This window comes from Bradyrhizobium sp. BRP22 (assembly GCF_020194175.1).
GTDB lineage: Bacteria > Pseudomonadota > Alphaproteobacteria > Rhizobiales > Xanthobacteraceae > Bradyrhizobium.
Map to the genome: position 1 here is coordinate 75,617 of NZ_JADYVX010000026.1, position 21,896 is coordinate 97,512.

The 21,896-nt window shown below is 62.1% G+C and carries 23 protein-coding genes; 13 read left to right on the top strand and 10 right to left on the bottom strand.

Going from position 1 to position 21,896, the window contains the following annotated elements:
* Window positions 1–13: 13 nt before the first annotated feature.
* The gene (locus I6F35_RS27210) at window positions 14–1,597 is read left to right on the top strand and encodes a porin (RefSeq protein WP_225120741.1); all 1,584 of its coding nucleotides are present in this window, start codon (window positions 14–16) and stop codon (window positions 1,595–1,597) included.
* 219 nt (window positions 1,598–1,816) lie between these two features.
* The gene (locus tag I6F35_RS27215; RefSeq protein ID WP_225120742.1) at window positions 1,817–1,984 is read left to right on the top strand and encodes a Flp family type IVb pilin; all 168 of its coding nucleotides are present in this window, start codon (window positions 1,817–1,819) and stop codon (window positions 1,982–1,984) included.
* Window positions 1,985–2,001: 17 nt separating this feature from the next.
* Here I6F35_RS27215 and I6F35_RS27220 read toward each other — a convergent pair whose 3' ends face one another.
* Both I6F35_RS27220 and I6F35_RS27225 read right to left on the bottom strand, forming a co-directional pair.
* Window positions 2,002–2,235, bottom strand: a complete 234-nt coding sequence (locus I6F35_RS27220) for a hypothetical protein (RefSeq protein ID WP_225120743.1) — start codon at window positions 2,233–2,235, stop codon at window positions 2,002–2,004.
* A 58-nt stretch (window positions 2,236–2,293) separates the two neighbouring features.
* The gene (locus tag I6F35_RS27225) at window positions 2,294–3,253 is read right to left on the bottom strand and encodes a Ku protein (RefSeq protein WP_225120744.1); all 960 of its coding nucleotides are present in this window, start codon (window positions 3,251–3,253) and stop codon (window positions 2,294–2,296) included.
* A 278-nt stretch (window positions 3,254–3,531) separates the two neighbouring features.
* Between I6F35_RS27225 and I6F35_RS27230 the strand changes: the two genes are divergently transcribed.
* From I6F35_RS27230 to I6F35_RS27245, 4 genes are all read left to right on the top strand, one after another.
* Window positions 3,532–3,687 (top strand): hypothetical protein, encoded by a 156-nt coding sequence (locus tag I6F35_RS27230; RefSeq protein WP_225120745.1) that lies wholly within the window; start codon window positions 3,532–3,534, stop codon window positions 3,685–3,687.
* 145 nt (window positions 3,688–3,832) lie between these two features.
* Entirely contained in the window at window positions 3,833–3,988 is a 156-nt protein-coding gene (locus I6F35_RS27235) for a hypothetical protein (RefSeq protein WP_225120746.1), read from the top strand.
* A 100-nt stretch (window positions 3,989–4,088) separates the two neighbouring features.
* Entirely contained in the window at window positions 4,089–4,505 is a 417-nt protein-coding gene (locus I6F35_RS27240) for a hypothetical protein (protein ID WP_225120747.1), read from the top strand.
* Between the two features lie 131 nt (window positions 4,506–4,636).
* Window positions 4,637–5,653 carry an NAD-dependent epimerase gene (locus I6F35_RS27245; RefSeq protein WP_346283199.1) on the top strand — a complete coding sequence of 339 codons (1,017 nt, stop codon included), beginning with the start codon at window positions 4,637–4,639 and terminating at the stop codon, window positions 5,651–5,653.
* Window positions 5,654–5,679: 26 nt separating this feature from the next.
* On the opposite strand, the gene I6F35_RS27250 is transcribed toward I6F35_RS27245, so the two are convergent.
* From I6F35_RS27250 to rfbA, 3 genes are all read right to left on the bottom strand, one after another.
* Entirely contained in the window at window positions 5,680–6,999 is a 1,320-nt protein-coding gene (locus I6F35_RS27250) for a UDP-glucose/GDP-mannose dehydrogenase family protein (protein ID WP_225120749.1), read from the bottom strand.
* Window positions 7,000–7,150: 151 nt separating this feature from the next.
* On the bottom strand, window positions 7,151–8,215 hold the full coding sequence (rfbB, locus tag I6F35_RS27255) for a dTDP-glucose 4,6-dehydratase (protein WP_225120750.1): 1,065 nt from the start codon (window positions 8,213–8,215) through the stop codon (window positions 7,151–7,153).
* Between the two features lie 12 nt (window positions 8,216–8,227).
* Window positions 8,228–9,103, bottom strand: a complete 876-nt coding sequence (rfbA, locus tag I6F35_RS27260) for a glucose-1-phosphate thymidylyltransferase RfbA (protein ID WP_225120751.1) — start codon at window positions 9,101–9,103, stop codon at window positions 8,228–8,230.
* A 539-nt stretch (window positions 9,104–9,642) separates the two neighbouring features.
* Here rfbA and I6F35_RS27265 point away from each other — a divergent pair.
* The gene (locus I6F35_RS27265) at window positions 9,643–10,077 is read left to right on the top strand and encodes a hypothetical protein (RefSeq protein WP_225120782.1); all 435 of its coding nucleotides are present in this window, start codon (window positions 9,643–9,645) and stop codon (window positions 10,075–10,077) included.
* A 23-nt stretch (window positions 10,078–10,100) separates the two neighbouring features.
* Here I6F35_RS27265 and I6F35_RS27270 read toward each other — a convergent pair whose 3' ends face one another.
* On the bottom strand, window positions 10,101–10,352 hold the full coding sequence (locus I6F35_RS27270; protein ID WP_225120784.1) for a hypothetical protein: 252 nt from the start codon (window positions 10,350–10,352) through the stop codon (window positions 10,101–10,103).
* 224 nt (window positions 10,353–10,576) lie between these two features.
* Here I6F35_RS27270 and I6F35_RS27275 point away from each other — a divergent pair, with 224 nt between their 5' ends.
* From I6F35_RS27275 to I6F35_RS27285, 3 genes are all read left to right on the top strand, one after another.
* Complete coding sequence (locus I6F35_RS27275) at window positions 10,577–10,885, top strand: helix-turn-helix domain-containing protein (protein WP_225120752.1); 309 nt, start codon at window positions 10,577–10,579, stop codon at window positions 10,883–10,885.
* The gene (locus I6F35_RS27280; protein WP_225120753.1) at window positions 10,882–11,277 is read left to right on the top strand and encodes a VOC family protein; all 396 of its coding nucleotides are present in this window, start codon (window positions 10,882–10,884) and stop codon (window positions 11,275–11,277) included. The genes I6F35_RS27275 and I6F35_RS27280 overlap by 4 nt, the downstream gene beginning before the upstream one ends.
* Window positions 11,278–11,443: 166 nt before the next feature.
* Window positions 11,444–13,672 carry an alkaline phosphatase family protein gene (locus tag I6F35_RS27285; RefSeq protein ID WP_225120754.1) on the top strand — a complete coding sequence of 743 codons (2,229 nt, stop codon included), beginning with the start codon at window positions 11,444–11,446 and terminating at the stop codon, window positions 13,670–13,672.
* A gap of 558 nt (window positions 13,673–14,230) precedes the next feature.
* Here the strand turns inward: I6F35_RS27285 and I6F35_RS27290 are convergent.
* From I6F35_RS27290 to I6F35_RS27305, 4 genes are all read right to left on the bottom strand, one after another.
* Entirely contained in the window at window positions 14,231–14,968 is a 738-nt protein-coding gene (locus I6F35_RS27290) for a metallophosphoesterase family protein (protein WP_225120755.1), read from the bottom strand.
* Window positions 14,969–15,794: 826 nt separating this feature from the next.
* Window positions 15,795–16,805: a UDP-glucose 4-epimerase GalE gene (galE, locus tag I6F35_RS27295; protein ID WP_225120756.1), complete on the bottom strand. Its 1,011-nt coding sequence runs from the start codon at window positions 16,803–16,805 to the stop codon at window positions 15,795–15,797.
* 202 nt (window positions 16,806–17,007) lie between these two features.
* Window positions 17,008–17,253, bottom strand: coding sequence for a hypothetical protein (locus I6F35_RS27300; RefSeq protein WP_225120757.1), 246 nt, complete (start codon window positions 17,251–17,253; stop codon window positions 17,008–17,010).
* A 125-nt stretch (window positions 17,254–17,378) separates the two neighbouring features.
* Window positions 17,379–17,780, bottom strand: coding sequence for a VanZ family protein (locus tag I6F35_RS27305; RefSeq protein WP_225120758.1), 402 nt, complete (start codon window positions 17,778–17,780; stop codon window positions 17,379–17,381).
* Between the two features lie 237 nt (window positions 17,781–18,017).
* On the opposite strand from I6F35_RS27305, the gene I6F35_RS27310 reads away from it, so the two are divergent.
* The 3 genes from I6F35_RS27310 to I6F35_RS27320 all read left to right on the top strand — a co-directional run bounded on the left by I6F35_RS27310 (window position 18,018) and on the right by I6F35_RS27320 (window position 21,685).
* Entirely contained in the window at window positions 18,018–18,689 is a 672-nt protein-coding gene (locus I6F35_RS27310; protein WP_028167982.1) for a response regulator transcription factor, read from the top strand.
* Window positions 18,690–18,780: 91 nt separating this feature from the next.
* On the top strand, window positions 18,781–20,154 hold the full coding sequence (locus I6F35_RS27315; protein ID WP_225120759.1) for a sensor histidine kinase: 1,374 nt from the start codon (window positions 18,781–18,783) through the stop codon (window positions 20,152–20,154).
* A gap of 127 nt (window positions 20,155–20,281) precedes the next feature.
* Window positions 20,282–21,685, top strand: a complete 1,404-nt coding sequence (locus I6F35_RS27320) for a hypothetical protein (RefSeq protein ID WP_225120760.1) — start codon at window positions 20,282–20,284, stop codon at window positions 21,683–21,685.
* Window positions 21,686–21,896: the final 211 nt, after the last annotated feature.

The window sequence follows — 21,896 nt, forward strand, 5'->3', positions numbered from 1 at the left end:
GAGATCCAAGATAATGTTACGGGCGCGAACACTCATTCTCGGCACAGCCGCCGGCCTGATGGCCATAAGCGGCGCACAGGCAGCCGATCTTCCGGTCAAGGCGAAGGCGATCGAATATGTGAAGGTCTGCTCGCTGTACGGCGCCGGCTTCTGGTACATCCCGGGCACCGACACCTGCATGAAGATCGGTGGCTACCTGCGCGTCGATACGACCTTCAACGGCGGTCCGCAGGGCCAGCCGGCCTGGAACGGCGATCTCGGCCAGGGCAATCGCTTCGCCGATTACTTCGCCACCCGCGCCCGTATGGCGCTGACGGTCGACACGCGCACCTCCACCGACTATGGCGTGGTCCGCACCTTCACTCAGGCGGACTTCCAGTTCTCCACGCTGGGCGGCAGCACCTTCAATCCGAATTCGGTCAACGGCTCGCTCCCGGTTGCCGGCTCGCAACTGCTCGACACGCCGGGCGGCGGCTATGTCGCGGTCGAGTATGTCTTCATTCAGTTTGCCGGTTTCACGTTTGGTAAGTCCGCTTCCGCCTATGCCACTCCCTGGCAGGGCTTCCCGGGCAACAACTCGTCGTTCCTGATAGGCGGCCAGAACACCGACACCGGCGTGAACAACATTCAGTACACCGCGCAGTTCGGCAACGGCGTGTCGGCCAGCATCGGTCTGGACGATCCGGTGGTCTGGGACCGCACCACGATCTACAACCTGTCGCTGCCGCTGAACGCGACGCTGAACTCCGGCAACGCGTATGCGGGCGTTCGTTCGCCTGACGTCGTCGGCAACGTCCGTGTCGACCAGGCCTGGGGTCTGTTCCAGATTTCAGCCGCGGCGCATGAGGTGAGCGCGTCCTACAATACCCTCAACGCCGCTGGCGCTCCGGCCGGTGGTGTCGGTCTGCCTGGTGCGGCGCCGACCGCGGCGTCCGAGCTTTCCGGGCATCCCGACGATTCCTGGGGTTACGCGACGATGGTCGGCGTGAACATCAAGAACGTCCCGACCGGCCCCGGCGACGACATCAAGTTCGATGCGAGCTACGCCAAGGGCGCGACCAAATATGTGATCGCGACATCGTCGGCCTCGCCGAGCTTTGCGATGTTCGGCGGCAGCAGCGCGTTCGGCGCGTATCAGAGCATCGGCTTCGGCGCGACCACTGACGCTGTGTACCTGCCGGTGGCGGCCGGCGGCGACGGATCGCTGCATCTGACCGAAGCTTTCGGCTTCCGCGGTGCGTTGAACCACAACTGGGATCCGTACTGGTCGACCAGCTTCTACGGCAGCTATTCGGCGGTCCGGTATGACGGCACGGCGAAGGCGTTCATCTGCGCCAACTTCACCACGCCGGCGAAGGCGGTCAGCGCGAATTACTCCTGCAACCCCGACTTCAACGTCTCGCAGCTCGGCGCCGTCACTCGCTGGACCCCGGTCAAGAACCTGACGTTCTCGGCCGAATTCCAGTGGTTCCATCTCGACCAGAAATTCCAGGGTACGGCCGTCCTTGGACCGTCTGCCCCCAAGCCGTCGGCGACTTACGAGTTCAAGGACCAGGACACGTTCTTCCTGCAGCTTCGCGCGCAGCGCAACTTCTGATCGCCTCGTGTCATGTGTCAGCGGGTCTCTGCGTTGCGGCGGCCCGCTGATTTGCCTAGACGATCGCAGCGGATGATGGAGGCGATCGACGCCATCCGCATATGGCCTTAATCAATCGTTCATCCTGCCCGTCAATACGGCATCAACCAGTCGGTCTCTACGTTCCCGTCACCACGCGAGACGGGAGAAGCCCGTGCGAGACGTCGGTGGGGATTTTTGATGCGAGCGTTGATTTCGAGTTTTTTCAGCGATGAGCGCGGGGCGACCGCGATCGAGTACTGCCTGGTCGCCTGCAGCATCAGCATCGTGATCGTCGTCGCAGTCACCGGCATCGGCGAGAATGTACGGGCCCTCTTCGTCCGGGTCCGTGACGGCTTCCCGCAGTGACGGCTCACGCGTGACCCTCAGCCGGTCCCGTCTTCGTTGAGCGCCCGCAGCACCGCGATCCGCGCAAACATCAGCCAACCGCCGCCGCTCTCAGCACCATGGATCAGGTGCTCGACCGCGGTTTGCCAGCGCTCGCGCTGCTGCACCGGCTCCGGCAGCTTCATGATGTAATCGGCGGCGTGCTGCAGCGTCACCAGCTTGCGGCCGCCGCGCAGGACGATCGGCTGCGGGAAAGGTGTCGACCACGGCATTCTAGCTTGCCGGCTGCCGGGTCGCGATCATCGCATGAGACCGTCGGGCTGCTCCCGCCTATCCGGCCTTCTTGGCCCGGGTCGGCGCGCGCACGGGCTTTTCCGCCTTCTTCGGCTCGTCCTTGGCGGCGCGCTTGGCGGCGCCATTGCCGCTGCCGGCGATCGGCAACAGCATTTCGCGTTGGCCCTCGGCCCGCTTCTTCGGCTTCTTGCCTTTTGCCTTGGCGGGCGCGGGCGCCTGCTTCTCATTGGCAAGGCTGCGCTTGAGCGCGTCCATCAGGTTGATGACGTTGCCGGTCGATTTCGGCGCCGGCTTTGCCACGGGCAGGCCGTTGCGCTTCTGGTTGATCAGGTCGATCAGCGCGGTTTCGTAACGGTCGTCGAACTCCTCGGGATCGAAGTCGGCCGACTTCTGCTCGACGATGTGCTTGGCGAGGTCGAGCATGTCCTTGGTGATCTTCACATCCTGCACGTCGTCGAAATATTCCTTCTCGTCGCGCACCTCGTAGGGGTAGCGCAGCAGCGTCCCCAAGAGGCCCTTGCCGAGCGGCTCCAGCGCAATCACGTGCTCGCGGTTGGTGAGGACGACGCGGCCGATCGCGACCTTGTTCAAATCGCGGATGGTCTCGCGGATCACGGCGAACGCGTCATGGCCGACCTTGCCGTCCGGGATGAGATAATAGGGGCGGATCAGATAGCGGCTGTCGATATCGGCCTTCGGCACGAATTCATCGATCTCGATGGTGCGGGTCGATTCCAGGGCGATGTCGTCGAGCTCATCCTTGGTGATCTCGATGTAGGTGTCGGTATCGACCTTGTAGCCCTTCATGATGTCTTCGGCGGCGACTTCCTCGCCGGTCTCGGCATCGACCTTGGCGTATTTGATGCGATGCCCGGTCTTGCGATTGACCTGGTTGAACGAGACCTTTTCGGTGTCTGACGTGGCCGGGTAGAGCGCGACCGGGCAGGTCACGAGCGACAGCCGCAAAAAACCCTTCCAGTTGGCGCGGGGGGCCATAGGGATACTCCGAAGACGCAACAGACGGGAGGCAGAAGATACCACCGCGGAACCCGGTTTCAAACGTGGCCAAACGGTGAATCTTCCGATGACGTTAACCGCTGATGGCCCGGGTGGTTCTTGCGGATTTGTTCGCGGCCGGGTGCGACGCATTGGCTCGCCCGGCAGCCGGCCAACTCGTTCGGAACATCGCTTCCGATGCTGCGTTGGCCTCCGGACGGGACATCCAGGCATCAGCCGTAGTTACAGGCACTTAACTGAATGGAATGAGGTGGCGCATGGCAACGACACACCGAGATGGCCGGATCGTAGAAACCACGACCGAGGCGCGCCAGGCCGAGCCCGGACCTTCCGTGGCCGCCCTGCTATCGATTTCGACCGGGCTCGCAGTGGTGATCCTGGGCGTGGTCTGGTTCGTATTCTTCCACACCTGAAATAGGGCGCGACCCGCACTATGGTCGATTGCAGCCGCAATCGACCAAGGCGCGTCGCCGCTTGTTGGCCTCGCGCATTGCGTCACCAGTTTATCGAATTTGCCCCGTAGAAGTCGGATCTGAAAGTTTCCACTGCAGATCCGCAATGCTCTCCCCACCAGACAAAGTATCGCTCCTGACGCGGGTGAAGGAGCGCGGTTTCTCCGGCGCGTTCCTGGCCGTGGCACTGCTCGCCATGGCGGGCTGGGTCTATCTTTTGGGGTCGCTGTTCCTTAAGCTGATGCTCTGGTGTTTCTCTTGATGGCCGATCGGCGCGGGCGCGACGGTTTTACGGTTCCTTAACTAAGACAGGGCGACCTTTGCACGTTGCTCCCGTAAAGGTCCGGACCGGACGAACGCAGATGTTTCAGCTCTTCTTGCGATCCCGAGCGCAGAACTTCATCAAGGCCCGGCTCGGCATCGATGAGGGTTTTCGGGCGCGTTCGCCCGAGCGCGACGCCGAGACCGACCGGCTGCGGGTGGAATCCATCCTGGCCGCGATCGACGAGGCTTTGCAGGCGGCCGAGAGCGAACAGAACGGCCTCAGCCGACGCGTCGACGACGTGCTGGCACGGGCGGCGGTGACGCTCGGCAACGGCACCGACGAGTACCTGGAGCGCGAGCCGCTCGACAATTATCACCAGGACTTGTTCGACGCCGAGATCGCCAACGGGCAGCGCCGGCTGAAGGAACTCGCCGCGGCGATCGCGCACTTCAAGTTCATGAAGGCGGCCGTGCTGAGCCGGTTTCCGGACTATAAGCCGTCCGCCAGCAATTAGCTCGGGGCAGGCAGCCGGCTCTGCCCGCCAAGGATAATGGCCGATCGGTCCGGCTAAAGCCTTCACAGCGACGTATTGTCCGGCGATCATGGCGCGGAAAACTGGGCGCCATGGCGCGAAGGATAAAAGCGGTGTCTGCAGACGATTTGCTGGTTACGGGTTGCGCGGGGTTCATCGGTCTTCATCTGACAGAGCGGCTGCTGGCGGCCGGCCAGCGCGTCATCGGCATCGACAATCTCAACGACTATTACGAGCCGGCGCTCAAGCTCGCCCGCCTCGACCTCATCAAGGAGCATCCGAACTTCAGCTTCCACAAGCTCGACCTCGCCGACCGCGGTGGCATGAAGGCGCTGTTCGAGCAGTATCGTTTTCCGGTGGTGGTCCATCTGGCGGCGCAGGCCGGCGTCAGATACTCGCTCGAGAATCCCCACGCCTATGCCGATGCCAATCTCGAAGGCTTCATCAACATCCTGGAAGGCTGCCGGCATCATGGCTGCCGACATTTGTTGTTCGCGTCATCCTCCTCGGTCTACGGCGCCAACACCAAGCTGCCGTTCTCCGTGCGCGACAATGTCGATCATCCGATCAGCCTCTATGCCGCGACCAAGAAGGCGAACGAACTGCTCGCCCATTCCTACAGCCATCTCTACGGCATTCCGATGACGGGGCTTCGCTTCTTTACGGTGTACGGTCCCTGGTACCGGCCCGACATGGCGCTCTATCTCTTTGCGCGCGCGATCAGTGAGGGTAAGCCGATCAACCTGTTCAATAACGGCAACATGCGGCGCGATTTCACCTATGTCGACGACGTCGTCGAGGCGATGACGCGGCTCGTCGATCACGTGCCGAAGGGTGATCCCGATTGGTCCGGCGACAGGCCAAATCCGAGCACGAGCAAGGCGCCATGGCGCATCTACAATATCGGCAACAACAAGCCGGAAGAGCTGATGCACGTGGTCGCGCTGCTGGAGAAGGGGCTTGGCCGCGAGGCCGAGAAGGTGCTCTTGCCCATGCAGCCGGGCGACGTGCCCGCGACCTTTGCTGACGTCGACGACCTCGCGCGTGAGATCAACTTTCGGCCGCATACGCGGATCGAGGATGGCGTTGCGAAGTTCGTCGCCTGGTTTCGCGACTATCATCGCCTGTGATCGATAGCTTCAGCTTCGATCGAGCTTCAAGTCGCCGATGGCGTCGGTCTGCCCACGCTTTCGTATTTGAATCCGTGGGCGATCACGTCGCTCGGTCGATAGATGTTGCGGAGGTCGACGATGGCGGGATTGGCCATCTTCTGCTTCAGGCCCGCCAGATCGAGCGCGCGGAATTGCTCCCACTCGGTCACGATCACCAGCGCGTGGGCGCCCTCGGCGCAGCTATACGGGCCGTCGCAATAGGTGACGTCGGATAGTTCGGAGCGCGCCTGTTCGATGCCTTCCGGATCATAGGCCCTGATCGTGGCCCCCAGATCCTGCAGCGCCGTGATCAACGGGATCGATGGCGACTCGCGCATATCGTCGGTGTTGGGCTTGAAGGTCAGGCCGAGCAGCGCGACTGTCTTGCCGCGCAGCGATCCGCCAAGCACCGAGGCGACCTTGCGCGCCATCGCGCGCTTGCGGTTTTCATTCACGGCCAGCACCGCTTCGGCGATGCGGATCGGCGCTTCATAGTCCTGCGCTGTCTTGATCAAAGCGCGCGTATCCTTTGGAAAGCACGATCCGCCGAATCCGGGGCCGGCGTGCAGAAACTTGGTGCCGATGCGATTATCGAGGCCGATACCACGCGCGACCTCCTGCACGTCGGCCCCGACTTTCTCGGCAAGGTCGGCAATTTCGTTGATGAAGGTGATCTTGGTCGCGAGGAAGGCGTTGGCGGCGTATTTGATCAGCTCCGCGGTGCGGCGGCCGGTGAACATGACCGGCGCCTGATTGAGATAGAGCGGACGATAGATTTCGGCGATGGTCTTTCTGCCCCGCTCGTCGTCCGTGCCGGCGACGATCCGGTCGGGATGCTTGAAGTCGCGGATAGCCGCGCCCTCGCGCAGGAACTCGGGATTGGAGGCGACCACGACGTCGGCCTCGGGATTGGCTTCGCGAATGAGTCTCTCGACCTCGTCGCCGGTCCCCACCGGGACGGTCGACTTGGTGATGACGACAGTGAAATCCTTCAGGCTCGCCGCGATCTCTCGCGCTGCCGCATAGACGTAGCTGAGGTCCGCGTGGCCATCTCCGCGGCGCGACGGGGTTCCGACCGCGATGAAAACGGCATCGGAATGGGAGACCGGATCGGCGAGCTCGGTCGTGAACGACAACCGTCCGGCCCGCGTATTGGCCTCCACCAGCCGATCAAGATCCGGCTCGAAGATCGGAATTTCGCCCCGCTTGAGCGCCGCGATCTTGTCCGCGTTCTTGTCGACACAGGTAACCTGATGGCCGAAATCCGCAAAGCACGCTCCGGAAACCAGGCCGACGTAACCCGTGCCCACCATCGTTATTCGCATATCGGATCCTGAAAGCTCTCTAAGTGAGTCGCCTAACTTGAGGCGCGTGACGATGCATCACGCTGTGACTTGAAAAATCATAGCTGAACCATTTCCATGATGACCGAATGACGGTGAAAGGCAATCCCCAGCCCGTTTGCGGGGCTAGCCTTCATCCCAGCCCAATGCGGGCGCGCTGGTAGCCTCGATCGAGGATGGCCTGCCACCAGGCACGATTGTCACAGAACCAGCGCGCTGTCTTCGCAATGCCGCTCTCGAATGTTTCCTGCGCCTTCCATCCCAATTCGCGTTCCAGCTTGGAGGCGTCGATGGCATAGCGGCGGTCGTGACCAGGGCGGTCGGCGACGAAGCTGATCAGGCTGCGGCGCGGGCCTTGTGCGCTCGGGGCGATCTCGTCGAGGAGATCGCAGATGCTTTCGACCACATGCAGGTTGGTGCGCTCGTTGCGGCCGCCGACATTGTAGGTCTCGCCGACCACGCCATGCTCGAGCACCAGCGTAAGCGCCTTGGCATGGTCCTCGACATAGAGCCAGTCGCGGATGTTCTTTCCATCGCCATAGACCGGCAGCGGCTCGCCGGCCAGGCCCTTGATGATCATGTGCGGAATCAGCTTTTCCGGGAAGTGATACGGGCCGTAGTTGTTCGAGCAGTTGGTGACGAGCGTCGGCAGCTCGTAGGTTTCGCGCCAGGCGCGCACCAGATGGTCGGAGGAAGCCTTGCTAGCGGAGTAGGGCGAGTTCGGCGAATAGGCTGTCGTCTCGGTGAAGAAGCCGTCGTCGCCGAGCGAGCCGAACACCTCATCGGTCGAGATGTGCAGGAAGCGGAAGCGCGCCCGCTTCTCGGGCGACAGCGTGCGCCAATGGCGCAGCGTTTCCTGCAGTATGGTGAAGGTGCCGACGATGTTGGTCTGGATGAATTCGCCGGGGCCATCGATCGAGCGGTCGACATGGCTCTCGGCGGCCAGATTCATCACCGCGTCGGGCTGGTATTTCTCGAACAGGCGGCGCAGGCCGGCGCCGTCGCAAATGCACTGCTTCTCGAAGCTGTAGTTCAGGTTCTGGGCGGCGCCGGGCAGCGAATTGGGGTTCGCCGCGTAGGTGAGCTTGTCGATATTGACCACACGGGCATGGGTGTCGCGAAGCAGATGGCGCACGACGGCCGAACCGATAAAACCTGCGCCGCCGGTGACAAAAATGGTCGAGCCCTTGAAACGCATGGCGAGCTGCCTCTATTGCTCAAATGAACGATAAACCGACATTAAATATTCGCCGTAGCTGCTCTTGGCGGTCTTCTGCGCCACCCTGGCGAACGCCTGCAGCGAGATGTAGCCCTGACGCAGCGCGATCTCCTCGGGACAGGCGATGCGCAGGCCCTGGCGCTGTTCAAGGATCTGGACGAAATAGCTGGCATCGACCAGCGAAGCATGCGTGCCGGTGTCGAGCCAGGCAAAGCCGCGGCCGAGCACCTCGACATAGAGATCGCCGCGCGCGAGATAGGCGTTGTTGACGTCGGTGATCTCGATCTCGCCGCGCGCAGACGGCTTGACCTTGGCCGCGATGTTGACGACGTCGTTGTCGTAGAAATAGAGCCCGGTGACGGCGACATTGGACTTCGGCTGCTTCGGCTTCTCTTCGATCGAGAGGGCGAGACCTCTATCGTCGAGTTCGATCACGCCGTACTGCTCGGGCGTTTTGACGACATAGCCGAACACCGTCGCGCCCTTCTTGCGCTGCGAGGCCGCGGACAGCATTTCCGGCAGACCGTGGCCGTAGAAGATGTTGTCGCCCAGTATCAAGGCGACGGGATCGGTGCCGATAAACTCGCGGCCGACGATGAAGGCGTCCGCAAGTCCACGCGGCGTCTCCTGCATGGCATAGGAAAAACGTACGCCGATCTCGCTGCCGTCGCCGAGCAGCCGCTGAAACAGCGGCTTGTCCTGCGGCGTCGAAATGATCAGGATGTCGCGTATGCCGCCCAGCATCAGCGTCGAGAGCGGATAATAGATCATTGGCTTGTCGAAGACGGGCAAGAGCTGCTTTGAGACCACCGTCGTCGCCGGGTAGAGGCGCGACCCCGTCCCGCCGGCGAGGATAATGCCCTTCATGATCAATCCAGATTTAAATACATTCGGGTTATAAATAATCCTATTTCATTATAAAAATAAAGCCGAATATAATATTAATATTTATTGCGACGAATATTCGTGGCAATGTGTTGGAAGCGTCAAGGCTGAGCTTCCGGCTGCTCGCGCGGGTACCGCGTTACGCGGGCGCTCGTGCGTGTCCGTGACATCCCGGGAACCGCGGCCGGCTTGAACTGCCCACGGAGGTACTGCTCGCCCCGTCAGCCGGCGGCGGGCGGGACCCATCGGCCGCGCGGGAACTTCATCATCATTGTGAATCCGCCATCGCATCCGATCCGGCAGCCGCCCGGCGGCCCGCATGCAGGAGCCATTGGCGGACGGGTACGGCCGGACAAATCGCTTGGACTTCAGCACGGCTTTAGCGGCCTCCGAGTAGCCCGTCGATAGAGAACGCGGAGTGAGTGCTTGACGCAGGCTTGGATAACCCGCACATGCAGGAAAACCGTCCCACGAACATCATGAATGCACGCGATTTTGCACTGCAAATCGATCAGATAGTTATGGCCTCACGTCCGAGCATCCGTATCGCCCGAAAAGCCCGCTCCAAGGCCGAGGCGGATTTTGCCACATGGCTCATGATGGCCAAGCTCGGGAGCTTCGACGATTTGCCTGAAAATGCGCAAGCATTCTTGCTTGATTATCGAGGCAGGCTTGAGCGCATGAGCGAGGCGGAGTCGAAAGCCGTGGCCGTTCGCGAGATCTACGCCAGCTATTACAGCGAGATGGGGGGCGTGGGCGCGGCACCAGAGCTGGAAACCGTCGCTGCATCCGCTGACGACGGCGCGGCGCGGTCTCAGAAAGCGCGTATGCCTCCGCCCGCCCGGCTGGCTGCCGCTGCTCCCGACAGGCCGGCTGTCCGAAAGTCCATGCCGGCCCTGCTGATTTTTGCGGCCATGGTGGCGCTGCTCGTCGTCTACAAGTTCCTGATGAATTGAGCGATCGACGAGGTGGTCTTCAACTATCCTACCGAAGGAACCAATCCGGTTCGTTCCTTGCCGGGATAGGGAGACTGCGCGACGCCGGTCGGGCGGCGAAGCCGGGATATGTCGACTGGGGTGATTTCTCCATCGAGCCAGTCTTGTTCTCGCGCCAGAGCCCTCCAGGCATCTTCCATGCGCTTGAAATGCGCTTTCGCCTGTTTGTCGGTTGCCCGCTTTGCAAGCTTGGAACAGGTCACCGCGTTATCCAAGAGATGCTGCGATTGCTTCATGGAAAATCCTCCTGTGCCAGAAAAACGTAGGCGATCCGCGAGGACATTCAACGCAACTTCCGTGACGATTTCGTCACGCTCATGAACACCTGTTCATCGTGTGAACTTGCAGCGTCGACGCGAGGGGCGAGCAGCATGCTGCATTCGCTTCGCGTGCGTCACCTCAACGGCATCCAACCGGCACGCAGCTTGACATGCAGTAAAATTACTGCATATTGATTTGCGTGGACGACGACCAGCTCGACAATATCTTCAAGGCGCTCGGCGATCCGATGCGACGCCGTATCCTTGATCGCCTGGCGAAACGTCCCGGGCAGTCCTTGTTTGAGATCTGCGCTTCGTCCGTTGCAGAGGATGGCAGAAGCCTGTCCCGACAAACGATCTCGCAGCACCTCGACATGCTGGAGAGGGCCGGACTTGTGCAGACGCACTGGAGCGGGCGCACCAAAATGCACAGCTTCGACAATGCGCCGCTGCGGAAGGCGGCAGATGCCTGGCTCAACAAGCATCTGAAAAAAGGGAGAGCGACATGAGGATCTATGTCACGAGCGTTTTCGTTGACGATCAGGCCAAAGCCCTGAATTTCTATACGGACAAGCTGGGCTTCATCCTGAAGCACGATATCCCGCTTGGCGCTCATCGTTGGCTGACTGTGGTGTCGAAGGAGGCGCCGGAAGGAACCGAACTCCTCCTTGAGCCGGGCGAGCATCCTGCCGTTGGGCCATACAAGTCTGCGCTTGTGAACGATGGGATTCCTGCAGCTTCCTTCCAAGTGGATGATCTCGACAAGGAATTCGGGCGATTGCGCGAGCTTGGTGTCCAATTCACGGTGGAGCCGATGGATGCTGGCACGGTCAGAATGGCCGTCTTCGATGATACATGCGGCAATCTCATCCAGCTCGTCGAGATGATCCAAGGAAAGTAAGAGTTCCAATATCAACGCGTTGCGTTGCATATTCGCCGACGTTGTCGCTGCAACATTACACGTGTCGCCTAAGCGTCACATGCGCGTCGTTAGCGACGCCCGATAATCGCTGCCTCGTTCCCGACCAAACCCGCACAGGTTGCGCAGCGAAATATGGGGCGTCCACATGAACTTGACTGGTCTTCTTTCACTGATATCGGCGATGTCGCTCGCAGCATCGCTTGCCGTCGTTGTGACACCGGCGCATGCCGAGCACGACAGCGATGATCGCGACCATGGTTATGGCGACTCCGGAGATCACGACCACGATCGTGGTCACGGCGACCATCATGGCCGCAAGTCGCCGCGGGTGGTGCTAATCTCGCTCGATGGCGCCAAGCCCGATTTCATCCAGAAGTTCATCGACGAAGGCGTGCTGCCGCGCAATGGCGGCCTTGCGCGGCTGAGCCGCAACGGCGCGGTAGCGGTGCAGAACGTGACAGCGTCGCCGTCGCTCACCGCGGTGTCGCACATCGAGATCGCCACCGGCTCGACGGCGGTCCACAACGACATTCCGTCGAACACCTTTCAGGCGATTGTCGCTCCGATCTCCTCGAGCCTCAGCGGCTTCGCGGCGCCGATCGGCGGCTATCGCGAAAGCCCGCTCGGGCCTTCGCCGCGGCCGACAGCGGTGCCGCTGTGGGTGCAGCTGCGCCAACAGGGCAAGAAGGTGGTCACTGCGACGTGGCCGGGTGGCGACGGCGCCGACATCTCCATCAACAACGCGGTGGTGCAGCCGGCCCAGCCGACCCGCGTCACCGACTACACCGTGCCGTTCGGGGCGTTCGGCGGCATCGGGGCACAGGGCTTCTCGCTCTCCCGAGGGGACTTCGTGTCGGATCCGGCGATCGTCGCCGCGCTCCAAGCGGCCGGCCGCTTCTCGTTCAGCCCGGTGCTCGTGACGTCGGCGCCGATCGAGACGTTCTCGTGCTCGTCGGCATCGACCGCGACCTGCACCAATGCGGCGACGCTCGACGTCAAATACGCGATCCGGGTGGCGGCACTCGACACCACCAATGACCGCAAGGTGAACTACGACACCCTGGTGTTCTTCGACACGACGCGCGGCATCACCGCAGGACCGTTCCACGCGCCATCGACCGGACCGGCCTACGTCAAACTTGGCGGCGAGAACGCGCCGTTCTTCTTCGAAGGCAGCGGCGCCAAGGTCGGTGCCGCTTACTTCGTCTCGGCGCTGGCGCCCGATCTTTCGGTTGTGCGCTTCGCCCGCTACGGCGCCAACTTCATCCCGCGCAACGCGGCGGTGCTGGCCGACGTCGATGACATCAACAACAATGTCGGCTTCTGGCGTCCGCAGGCTGACTTCCGCATTCCGGAGCGGCTGAGCCCGGGCTTCACGAACTTTCCCGACATCGAGATCGAAACGATGTACGAGGATATGGTGAAGACCTTCGTGCGCTACCAGGCTGATATCGGCGAGCGCGCGATCCGCAACCATCCCGACGCCGACCTGGTGATGGTCTATATCGAGCAGCCCGACGGCTCCGAGCATCAGTTCCTGCTCACCGATCGCCGCCAGGGCACCAACCCGACCGACCCGAACTCGATCGGCGCGGGCCAGGACCCCGCCAAGGTCGAGCGGTACGCGTCGTACATCCGCTTCGCCTATCAGACGGCCGACAAGGCCGTGAAGCAGATCGCAGATGCGGCGGGCCGTGACAGCAACGTCATCGTGGTCTCGGACCACGGCTTCGCGCCGTTCCACACCTCGGTGAACCTGACCAACATCCTGCGCAATGCCGGCATCGACACCACCAACGTGGCGATCCGCACCTCGGGTCCGGCCGCCAACATCTACGTCAACTTGCAGAACCGCGAGCTCGGCGGCACCGTCGATCTGGCGACCTATAAAAAGCTGGTAACGCAGATCACCGACGCGGTGAAGAACGCGGTCGATTCCAACCCGAGGTTCAACTTCTCACTCAGGGATGGGCGGATCTTTACCGTGGTGGAGACCCGGCCGCTGCAGTGTGAGGAAGGAACCGGGGAGTGCACCAGCAAAACCATCGGCCAGGATTTCGGCGATGTGTTCGCGCTGATGGCCCCGGGCTACAACTTCGACGGCATTCAGAACCCCGGCGTTGCCCGCCTTGGCGATTCGCCGTTCAATGCGGCGACGACCATGCTGTCGATGCCGAACTTCTACGGGGCCCATGGTCACGATCCCGAGCTGCCGGTGATGAGCGCGACCTTCATCGCTGCCGGCCCGAAGATCCGCAAGGACACCACGATCCGACGGATGCGCAACGTTGACGTGGCGCCGACCATCATGCGGATCATCGGCGTTCCGCCCCACCGGATCGACGGCGAGGTGCTGCACGAGATCCTGCGCTGAAGACCGGCGCGATCCTCAAACTCATGCGGTGGGCGCTGACCGGCGCGCCCATCGGACTGGCCCAGTTGTGCAGCTCGGCCTCAGCTACCTTGTGGGACGCTGTCTCGGTGAGTTGATCATCCCAACCCGGATCGCCCCTTAGTTGGGGCTGATGATGCAGGCTCCGTCGCGAGGGCTCCAGACGAACCAGCGGTAGCACGGAGGCTGGGGGCGACTCGTGACGGGACACTCGTTCCGCACACGCGCGCCTCTATCCCAGCCATCGACGACGCATCCACCGTTGCGCGCCACATGGCAACCGGGGCCGCATCCGTCTGCGGCGCTCGCCGCGCCAATGCTTGCGAGCGTAGCTGCGAACACAATCGCGAATGTCGTTCTCATCTCGATCTCCTCTCGCGCCTCATGTCTTTTGCAAATGCGCGCCGAGCGCGCGGCGTTGATCTTGGATCAAAGGGGCGGAAAAGCGAAGCCCCGCCGGGTGGCAAAGCAGCCGGGCGAGGAGTGCGATTGCGAGGGCAGTGGCACCGTGCGGACCCATTCAATAAAGCCAATTGATCTTCAAATCGCGAGCAGACTATCGCCCTGGATCGTCAGCAGCGTCAGATTGCCGGTCGCATATGCGCCGGTGTCGATGTTGATGCGGTTCGGCCGGATGTCCGGCGCGCTGACAGGCGTGTGTCCGTGAACGATGTATTTGTCGAAGCGCTGGTCGGAATTGAGGAATTCGTCCCTGATCCAGAGCAGATCCTGCTCCTGCTGCTTATCGAGCGAGACACCCGGCCGCACGCCGGCGTGAACGAAAAAGAAGTCCCCGCAGGTGAACGAGGTCGGCAACTGCTCGATGAACGCAAGGTGCTCGGGCGGCAGGGCACGCTTCAATCCCTCGATGAGCTCGATCTGCTGGTCCGCGGTCGGGTTCATGGTCGGGGTCACGCCGTAGGACATCAGCGTCAACAGGCCGCCATAGTGGCGCCAATCCTGGAGCTTGGCGGGGTCCTTCAGGACGTCGAGCAGGAAGACCTCGTGGTTCCCTTTGAGGCAGACCGTCTCGTGACTTTGGCTGCGCCGGATCAGGAGATCGAGCACGGCCCGCGATTGCGGACCGCGATCGATGTAATCGCCTAGAAACACCTGGATGGCGCGCTCCGGCACCGAGCGGTCGAGATCAACGTCAATGACGGTCAAGAGCGATTGAAGAAGATCGGCGCGTCCGTGGACGTCTCCGATCGCGTAGACGCGAACGCCGTCCGGAAGTCGGGGCTTGATGTTCTTGCGAAATCGTCCGATCAGACCCATCCTTAAGCCAACTTGCGCGCCTCTAGAGCTATTAACGCCCCCTGGCTCTTATCAATTCCCTTTCCCTACCGAATCTCTAATTGTTGTAGAAAAACTTACATCCCGTGCTGTTAGATCGACGTAAGACGCCCTTTTTCTGCATTGAAAGATCGCGGTCGAGCTGGTAGTAACCCGTTGTTTATTTAATATTTTAATCTTATTGTGCAGGTAGTACATATGAATAGCTGTAAGAGGATTTCAGCCGAGGCTTTGGTTGAACGGGTCGAACTCATGACCCGACGTCTTGCTCAACTACACAATCTTCGAAGATTAGTTGGTGAGGCCGAAGCGAGCGCGCTCGCGAGGCGAGCGAAACGGATTGGACCGCGAGGCGCCAAGCGGCCAAATCGCCAGCGCACTCGTACTTCATCGCTGCGATCCTATCGACCGACGCGTCCGCCTCGACGGTTAGCCGCCGGCGTTAGTACCAGCCGGCGTCCCCGCGCGAGAGAATAGCCAAACCTATGTGGGTTTGACGATACGCAAGACAGTCGTTTGTCCCGCGTGTCTGCGGGAAGTGCAGCTGGCGGGTTCTGATCGACGACGGCGCCAAAGCCGCTCGCCCGGAGCGCAATACGTCAATGCGACGGCAACAAACATGTTGAAGGCGAGCCAAATCGCGATGATCGCGTAACAGGTTGCAGCGTAATCCATAGGAAGCACCTATGAAGCCGTTGCCTGCTAGGTAGACCGCGACGGCTTTGTGTCCCTATAGTGTCACAAAGAAACTAATTCCCGATTAAGGCTCATCGGCGCGACTGCGGTCACGAGCCGCTCGCCGACGCGATCAGCGATATCCCTCGGGATTGTTGCTCTGCCAGCGCCAATGATCTGCGCACATCGTCTCGAGCGACCTGGCCGCCTTCCATCCTATCAGTTGAGAGGCGGTTTCGGTGGCGGCATAGTAGGCATCGATGTCGCCCGGGCGGCGCGATTTGATGTCATAGGGTATGGGGCTGCCGCACGCCTTTTCGAAGGCGCGAACGACTTCGAGCACGCTGCTGCCGGTACCGGTTCCGAGATTTACCGAGAAGCATTTCGGGCTGTCCAACGCCTTCAATGCGGACAGGTGTCCGAGCGCCAGGTCCATGACATGGATGTAGTCGCGAACGCCTGTTCCATCAGGCGTATCGTAGTCGGCGCCCCAGATGTTCAGGCGCTCGCGCCGGCCGATTGCGACCTGGGCCACGAAGGGGACCAGGTTGTTGGGGACGCCCCGGGGATCCTCCCCGATCAGACCGCTCTCGTGCGCCCCGACCGGATTGAAGTAGCGCAAGATGGCAATCCCCCAACTCGGGTCGCTGACATGTTGGTCGCGGAGCATGTCCTCGATGATGAGCTTGGTCCGTCCATAGGGGTTCACCGGATTTAAGGGGTGGTCTTCGGTATAGGGCAGAAATTTCGGGGTGCCGTAGACGGTGGCCGATGAGCTGAACACGATGGTCTTGACGCCGGACCGTTGCATCGCGCGCAGCAGCCGGTGCGATCCAATGACGTTCTGATCGTAATATTCGAGCGGCTCTGCGACGGAGTCCTGAACGGACTTCAGCCCGGCAAAATGCATGACCGCCGTACAATTGTGTTGCGTCAACACCTGCTCGATCGCGCGCTCGTCGCGAATATCGCCTTCCACGGCAATCAGTGACTTGCCGCAAATCTGCTGCACGCGCTGGAGGGCAATCGGACTGCTGTTGGAGAAATTATCGAATACGACGACCTCTTCACCCGCAGCCAGCAACGCTACGCAAGCATGCGAGCCGATATAGCCGGCCCCGCCGGTCACAAGGATCATCGTCATCCTCCCAGATTGGGATCGTCAAGCAGCAGTCCCGTGGCGAACCAGTCACTACAATCTAGAGCTGCTAAAAGCATGTGCGATGCGAGGATTAGACAGCGGGATAGAAGCTGACCTGTCAAGGTCGATCCGGGGGAATTTGATGCGGTCGTTAACCCGCTCGACCAGGCGGTTGCCAGCGCCGCTCGGATAGCTAGCGGTCGAGCTAGACAGCCGCGCTCGTCGTCGTGCCGATGCCCAGGCCGACATCGAATAAATCGCGGCGGTCCGATAACGCCAGGCTGCGCAACTCGCCGACCGTGCCGCGCCCGGCCGAACAATGGCTGCATCTGACGATTGCGGAGGGTGGGGCGAGTTCGCCGTGGTCGATCACCACGCCGATGCTGTCGCATTCAATGCATACGAGCTGAAAACTCATTGTTGAAATTAATCCGCCACGCACTGCAAACAATCGACGAGGCAAGCCTCGTGCCGCCAATGTATCGCCGTACGGCCGAGGTTATTCGGACGATCGTGGCATTGCAATGTGACGGTTGTTTTAACCCTAAAGCTCAGCGCAAACGCTCGCGTTTGTCGCTAGGGCTGCAGCGCGGACGGCGGCTCCTGCGCGGCGTCAGGGCGTATTCCCCTGAACCGGTTGAGCGGGCCGCGCAGCAGCAATTCCGCGAAATGGGCGACGGCGATCCCGGAGAGCCCGCCGCCAGCCTTGACCAGCGCATCGATGACGCGGCCGTGCCGATCCGGCGTCAACAGCTGCAGGACTTCCAGTGCGAACGCGCTGCCGATGACGAGTGCGATGATCAGGAGCAGCCGGTTGGGATAGGCCCGCACGAATGCAAATCCCAGCAGTGCGAACGCTGCAAAGTGCTCGAACTGGGGACGTGCGACGACAGGGCGGTCTTGAAGCGGCGAAAGCGTCGCGAAGGCGATGAAGGCGAGCACCAGCCAGGCGGCGACCAGGGACAGTCGTTGGTTCATAGGCTGTTGCTAGGCAAAAACAGTGCCGAGCTCAAGCCATACAGGGTCGTCGCCGCACCCATGGCAGCGCTATCAGCAGATATCGTTAACCCCGGCGGCTGTTCAGCCGGCCCAAATCTGCTATCAAGCCGCGGAAATCAACAAAAAGTAACATGGCACCGCTCATCTTTGTTCATAGCCCGTTCACGCTGGTGGGCCTCATCTTAGCAATGCTGCGGCTCACCATCGGAGGCCAAATTGCGCCTACTCGTCGTTGAGGATGATCCGGATCTCAATCGCCAGCTTACGACCGCGCTGACGGATGCCGGTTATGTGGTCGATCGCGCTTTCGACGGCGAGGAGGGGCACTATCTCGGCGACAGCGAGCCCTACGACGCCGTTGTCCTCGACATCGGTCTGCCGAAGATGGACGGCATCTCGGTGCTGGAAGCCTGGCGACGCAACGGTCGCGCCATGCCGGTCTTGATCCTGACCGCGCGCGACCGCTGGAGCGACAAGGTCCAGGGTTTTGACGCCGGTGCCGACGACTACGTCGCCAAACCTTTCCACATGGAAGAGATTTTGGCGCGGATCCGCGCGCTGCTGCGCCGCTCCACCGGCCATGCCCAGTCCGAACTGACCTGCGGCCCGGTGACGCTGGATACCCGCACCGGCCGCGTCAGCGTCTCCGGCAACCCGGTGAAGATGACCTCGCACGAATACCGGCTGCTGGCCTATCTGATGCATCACACCGGGCGCGTGGTGTCGCGCACCGAACTGGTCGAGCATCTCTACGACCAGGACTTCGACCGCGACTCCAACACCATCGAAGTGTTCGTCGGACGCATCCGCAAGAAACTCGACGTCGACATCATCCAGACCGTGCGCGGCCTCGGCTATCTCCTGACGCCACCGCCGAACGGCGCCTAACCGCGCGGCGACGCTGCGCGCCGGGCTTACTTTTTGATTGGAGCATGATCTTATCCGAAAACCCGCGCTCCATTTTCGGGATCATTCTCTGATGCGTGGAAGCTCGCTCGCCACCCGCCTGTTCCTGTCGGCGACCGCATGGCTGGTTGTGATCCTGGCGATCACCGGCTTCGTTCTGTCCTCGGTGTATCGCGATGCGACAGAACGTGCTTTTGACCGCCGCCTCAACCTTTATCTCCGCACGCTCATCGCCGAGGTCGCCACTCCCGATGAGCCGGCGGACCACCAGTTCCAGCTCGGCGAGCCGCTGTTCGAATTGCCGCTGTCCGGCTGGTACTGGCAAATCCTGCGCACTGACGTGGAAAAAGGCGAGACGCGCGCCTCGCGCTCGCTATGGGACAAGAAGCTGCCGAAACTGGAGGATCAGGGCTTTGAGCTGACCGCTGCCGGCATCCGCCTTGGCTATGTCGATGGCCCGGAGGGGCAGACGCTGCGCATGGTGGAGCGTCCGGTCGATCTTGGCAGTGATGGCAGGTTCCTGGTCAGCGTCGCCGGCGACGCCAGCGAGATCTTCGACGAGACGCGCAGCTTCGACTACTACCTTGGCGGCACCTTCACCGCACTCGGCATCGTGCTGTTGCTGACCACGGTGTTCCAGGTCCGTTTCGGCCTGGCGCCGCTCAAGCGCATTTCGGAGGCGATCGCCGATATCCGTTCCGGCCGCGCCGAGCGGCTCGAGGGGCGGTTTCCGGTGGAGATCGCGCCGCTCGCGCGCGAGACCAACGCGCTGATCGACGCGAACCGCGAGATCGTCGAGCGCGCGCGCACCCATGTCGGCAACCTCGCCCACGCGGTCAAGACGCCATTGTCGGTGATCGTCAACGAGGCTTCGACCCATGTCGCCGATCCCTTCGCCGCCAAGGTGCTGGAGCAGGCCGAGGTGATGCGCGACCAGGTAGCGCATCACCTGGAGCGCGCCCGCATCGCCGCGCGCGTTACCATCGTCGCCACCGTCACCGAAGTGGCACCCGCGCTCGAGGCGCTGCGGCGAACCATGGAAAAGATCCATCGCGACCGCGACATCATCATCGAGCTGAAGGCCGATCCATCGGCGAAATTCCGCGGCGAGCGCCAGGACCTCGAGGAGATGGCCGGCAACCTCGTCGACAACGCCTGCAAATGGGCGGCCTCTCAAGTCTCCATTGAGGTCATGGTCGAGCCGCCGGCGGAGCCGGGCGCCGGCCCGCGGCTGCATATCATCGTCGACGACGACGGGCGGGGATTGTCGGCCGCCGAACGGGCGCAGGTCTCGCGGCGCGGCCAGCGACTCGACGAGTCCAAGCCGGGCTCAGGACTTGGGCTTTCGATCGTCACCGATCTTGCCGGCCTCTATGGCGGTAGCCTCTCGCTCCGCAACGCGCCGATCGGCGGCTTGCGGGCGGAGCTGGAATTGCCAGGAGTCTGAAAGCGGAGGGTCGCGGCGAGGGCCGCCCGCGCAGCATTCCTAACGCCTTCTTAACGCGCGCCCTCCTATCATGCCGAGCGGACGCGTTCTTGCGTCGCCGTCACGAGCACTCAATCACCCAAGGCTAATGAGCCAGACATCGACCGAGCGGCTGAGGGATTATCTCGCGCAGCTTCCGCCGCAATCGCAGGCGTTGCTGATGCGCGAGTTCGAGCGCGCGGTGGAGCGCGGCGAGGATGTCAGCGTCGCCACCCTCGTCCTCGAGCAATTGCGCAAGATCGTGCGCCGGGCCGAGGAGGAGGAGACGCGTCCCCGCGGCGATGATCCGGCGCGCCTGTTGTTCGGTCCGCTCGAGCCGTTCCTGGCCGAAGGCAATTTCCCGATCCGGCCGGGACAGGTTCGCCGCGCCTCGCTGCTGCCGATATGGCAATGGCTCGGCCGCGAAGGCGCGCCCGAAGCGACCCGCGAATTCGAAGCCGCGCTGGCGAAGGCGCATGACAGCGGCGCAACTTCGGCGGCTGAGGCCGCGGCCCGCAAATATCAGCTCGCCGCGGCCGAGGCGATCGTCAAGGTTGCAACGCCAGTGCCGGGCGACGACAAGCAGCGGGGGCTGTCGCGCGTCGGTCCGCCCAATGTCATCGAGGACCTGCTGTCGATCGGCCTGGTGTTGCGCGCACGCGAGGCTCTGGAGACGCTCGGCGGCCGGCTTCCCAGCCAGCTCCGGATGTTCGGCGACACCCAGATCGGCTCCGTCACCGCGGCGCTCAACGTGCCCTCGCTGCAGACCCCGCAACTGCTTCCCTTTGCGCTGTCGCTGGTGATGCAGCGCCTGGTCGCCCCGTGGCAGATCATCCGCCTCGCGATCAAGATGGTGGCCTCCGATGATGAGATCCGCGTCGCCGCCACGCCCTATGGCATCGCCGTCACGATCGCCCTGCACGATCTCTCCTATCTCGCGGCCTGCCTGCGCAACGACATCAGGCGCGGTCATCTCGACAATGTCGGGGATCAATTGAAGACGTTGCATGATGGTGTGCGCGGCCTGCGCACCGAGCTCGACCTGCGCAACGACTCCAGCTGGGGCAGGCAATTGACCGCGATCCGCGCCGACATCTCCAACTCGCTGCAATCGGAGATCGACAGCGTTCCCGGCCGGGTCCGCCGCATCCTGCGCCAGCGCGCCGACAAGGACATCTCCGCTGCCGCGCGGATCGATCCCACTGAAGTCGAGGAGGTCGCAGCCCTCATTGATTTCGTCGCGGTGTGCCGCACCTATGCGAGCGAGCTGGCGATCAACGAGGTGACGCTGCGCACCTATTCCGACCTGCAGCAATATGTCGAGCACTCCACGGAGGCGCTGGTGCAATCCTTGCGCGCCGGCGACCACAGGGCACGTGGCTATCGGCAGCAGCAGGTCAGCGCGGCAATCCGGTTCTGCGAGGTCCTGTTCGGCCATGACTACGCTTCGCTGATGAACCGTGCCGCGGAAAACGCTGTCACCGGCGAACGCAAGTCCTCCCGCGCCGGCTAGAGCATTTTCGGTTCTGGTTGAATCAGAACCGAAGCTCTGGATTCTTGTTTTGACGCGTTGTCTTCACGCGAACCGGTATTCACTTCGCTCGAAAACGCTCTGATTCCTGTTCTGACCCGTATTTCCTCCCTCCGGTCGGTACCGGAGGCAGTCGCGATCCAGCAATTGTCAATTGCTCCGCTTCCCGCCGGTAGTGTAAAGCGGCGCATCG

Coding starts and splice junctions, on each gene's coding strand:
- I6F35_RS27280 (WP_225120753.1), top strand. CDS start 10,882: ATGAGGATCTATGTCACGAGCGTTTTCGTTGACGATCAGGCCAAAGCC.
- rfbB (WP_225120750.1), bottom strand. CDS start 8,215: ATGCGTTTCAAGGGCTCGACCATTTTTGTCACCGGCGGCGCAGGTTTT.
- I6F35_RS27250 (WP_225120749.1), bottom strand. CDS start 6,999: ATGCGAATAACGATGGTGGGCACGGGTTACGTCGGCCTGGTTTCCGGA.
- I6F35_RS27265 (WP_225120782.1), top strand. CDS start 9,643: ATGGCCTCACGTCCGAGCATCCGTATCGCCCGAAAAGCCCGCTCCAAG.
- I6F35_RS27305 (WP_225120758.1), bottom strand. CDS start 17,780: ATGAACCAACGACTGTCCCTGGTCGCCGCCTGGCTGGTGCTCGCCTTC.
- I6F35_RS27315 (WP_225120759.1), top strand. CDS start 18,781: ATGCGTGGAAGCTCGCTCGCCACCCGCCTGTTCCTGTCGGCGACCGCA.
- I6F35_RS27240 (WP_225120747.1), top strand. CDS start 4,089: ATGTTTCAGCTCTTCTTGCGATCCCGAGCGCAGAACTTCATCAAGGCC.
- I6F35_RS27235 (WP_225120746.1), top strand. CDS start 3,833: ATGCTCTCCCCACCAGACAAAGTATCGCTCCTGACGCGGGTGAAGGAG.
- I6F35_RS27320 (WP_225120760.1), top strand. CDS start 20,282: ATGAGCCAGACATCGACCGAGCGGCTGAGGGATTATCTCGCGCAGCTT.
- I6F35_RS27220 (WP_225120743.1), bottom strand. CDS start 2,235: ATGCCGTGGTCGACACCTTTCCCGCAGCCGATCGTCCTGCGCGGCGGC.
- I6F35_RS27270 (WP_225120784.1), bottom strand. CDS start 10,352: ATGAAGCAATCGCAGCATCTCTTGGATAACGCGGTGACCTGTTCCAAG.
- galE (WP_225120756.1), bottom strand. CDS start 16,805: ATGACGATGATCCTTGTGACCGGCGGGGCCGGCTATATCGGCTCGCAT.
- I6F35_RS27225 (WP_225120744.1), bottom strand. CDS start 3,253: ATGGCCCCCCGCGCCAACTGGAAGGGTTTTTTGCGGCTGTCGCTCGTG.
- I6F35_RS27215 (WP_225120742.1), top strand. CDS start 1,817: ATGCGAGCGTTGATTTCGAGTTTTTTCAGCGATGAGCGCGGGGCGACC.
- I6F35_RS27285 (WP_225120754.1), top strand. CDS start 11,444: ATGAACTTGACTGGTCTTCTTTCACTGATATCGGCGATGTCGCTCGCA.
- I6F35_RS27290 (WP_225120755.1), bottom strand. CDS start 14,968: ATGGGTCTGATCGGACGATTTCGCAAGAACATCAAGCCCCGACTTCCG.
- rfbA (WP_225120751.1), bottom strand. CDS start 9,103: ATGAAGGGCATTATCCTCGCCGGCGGGACGGGGTCGCGCCTCTACCCG.
- I6F35_RS27230 (WP_225120745.1), top strand. CDS start 3,532: ATGGCAACGACACACCGAGATGGCCGGATCGTAGAAACCACGACCGAG.
- I6F35_RS27210 (WP_225120741.1), top strand. CDS start 14: ATGTTACGGGCGCGAACACTCATTCTCGGCACAGCCGCCGGCCTGATG.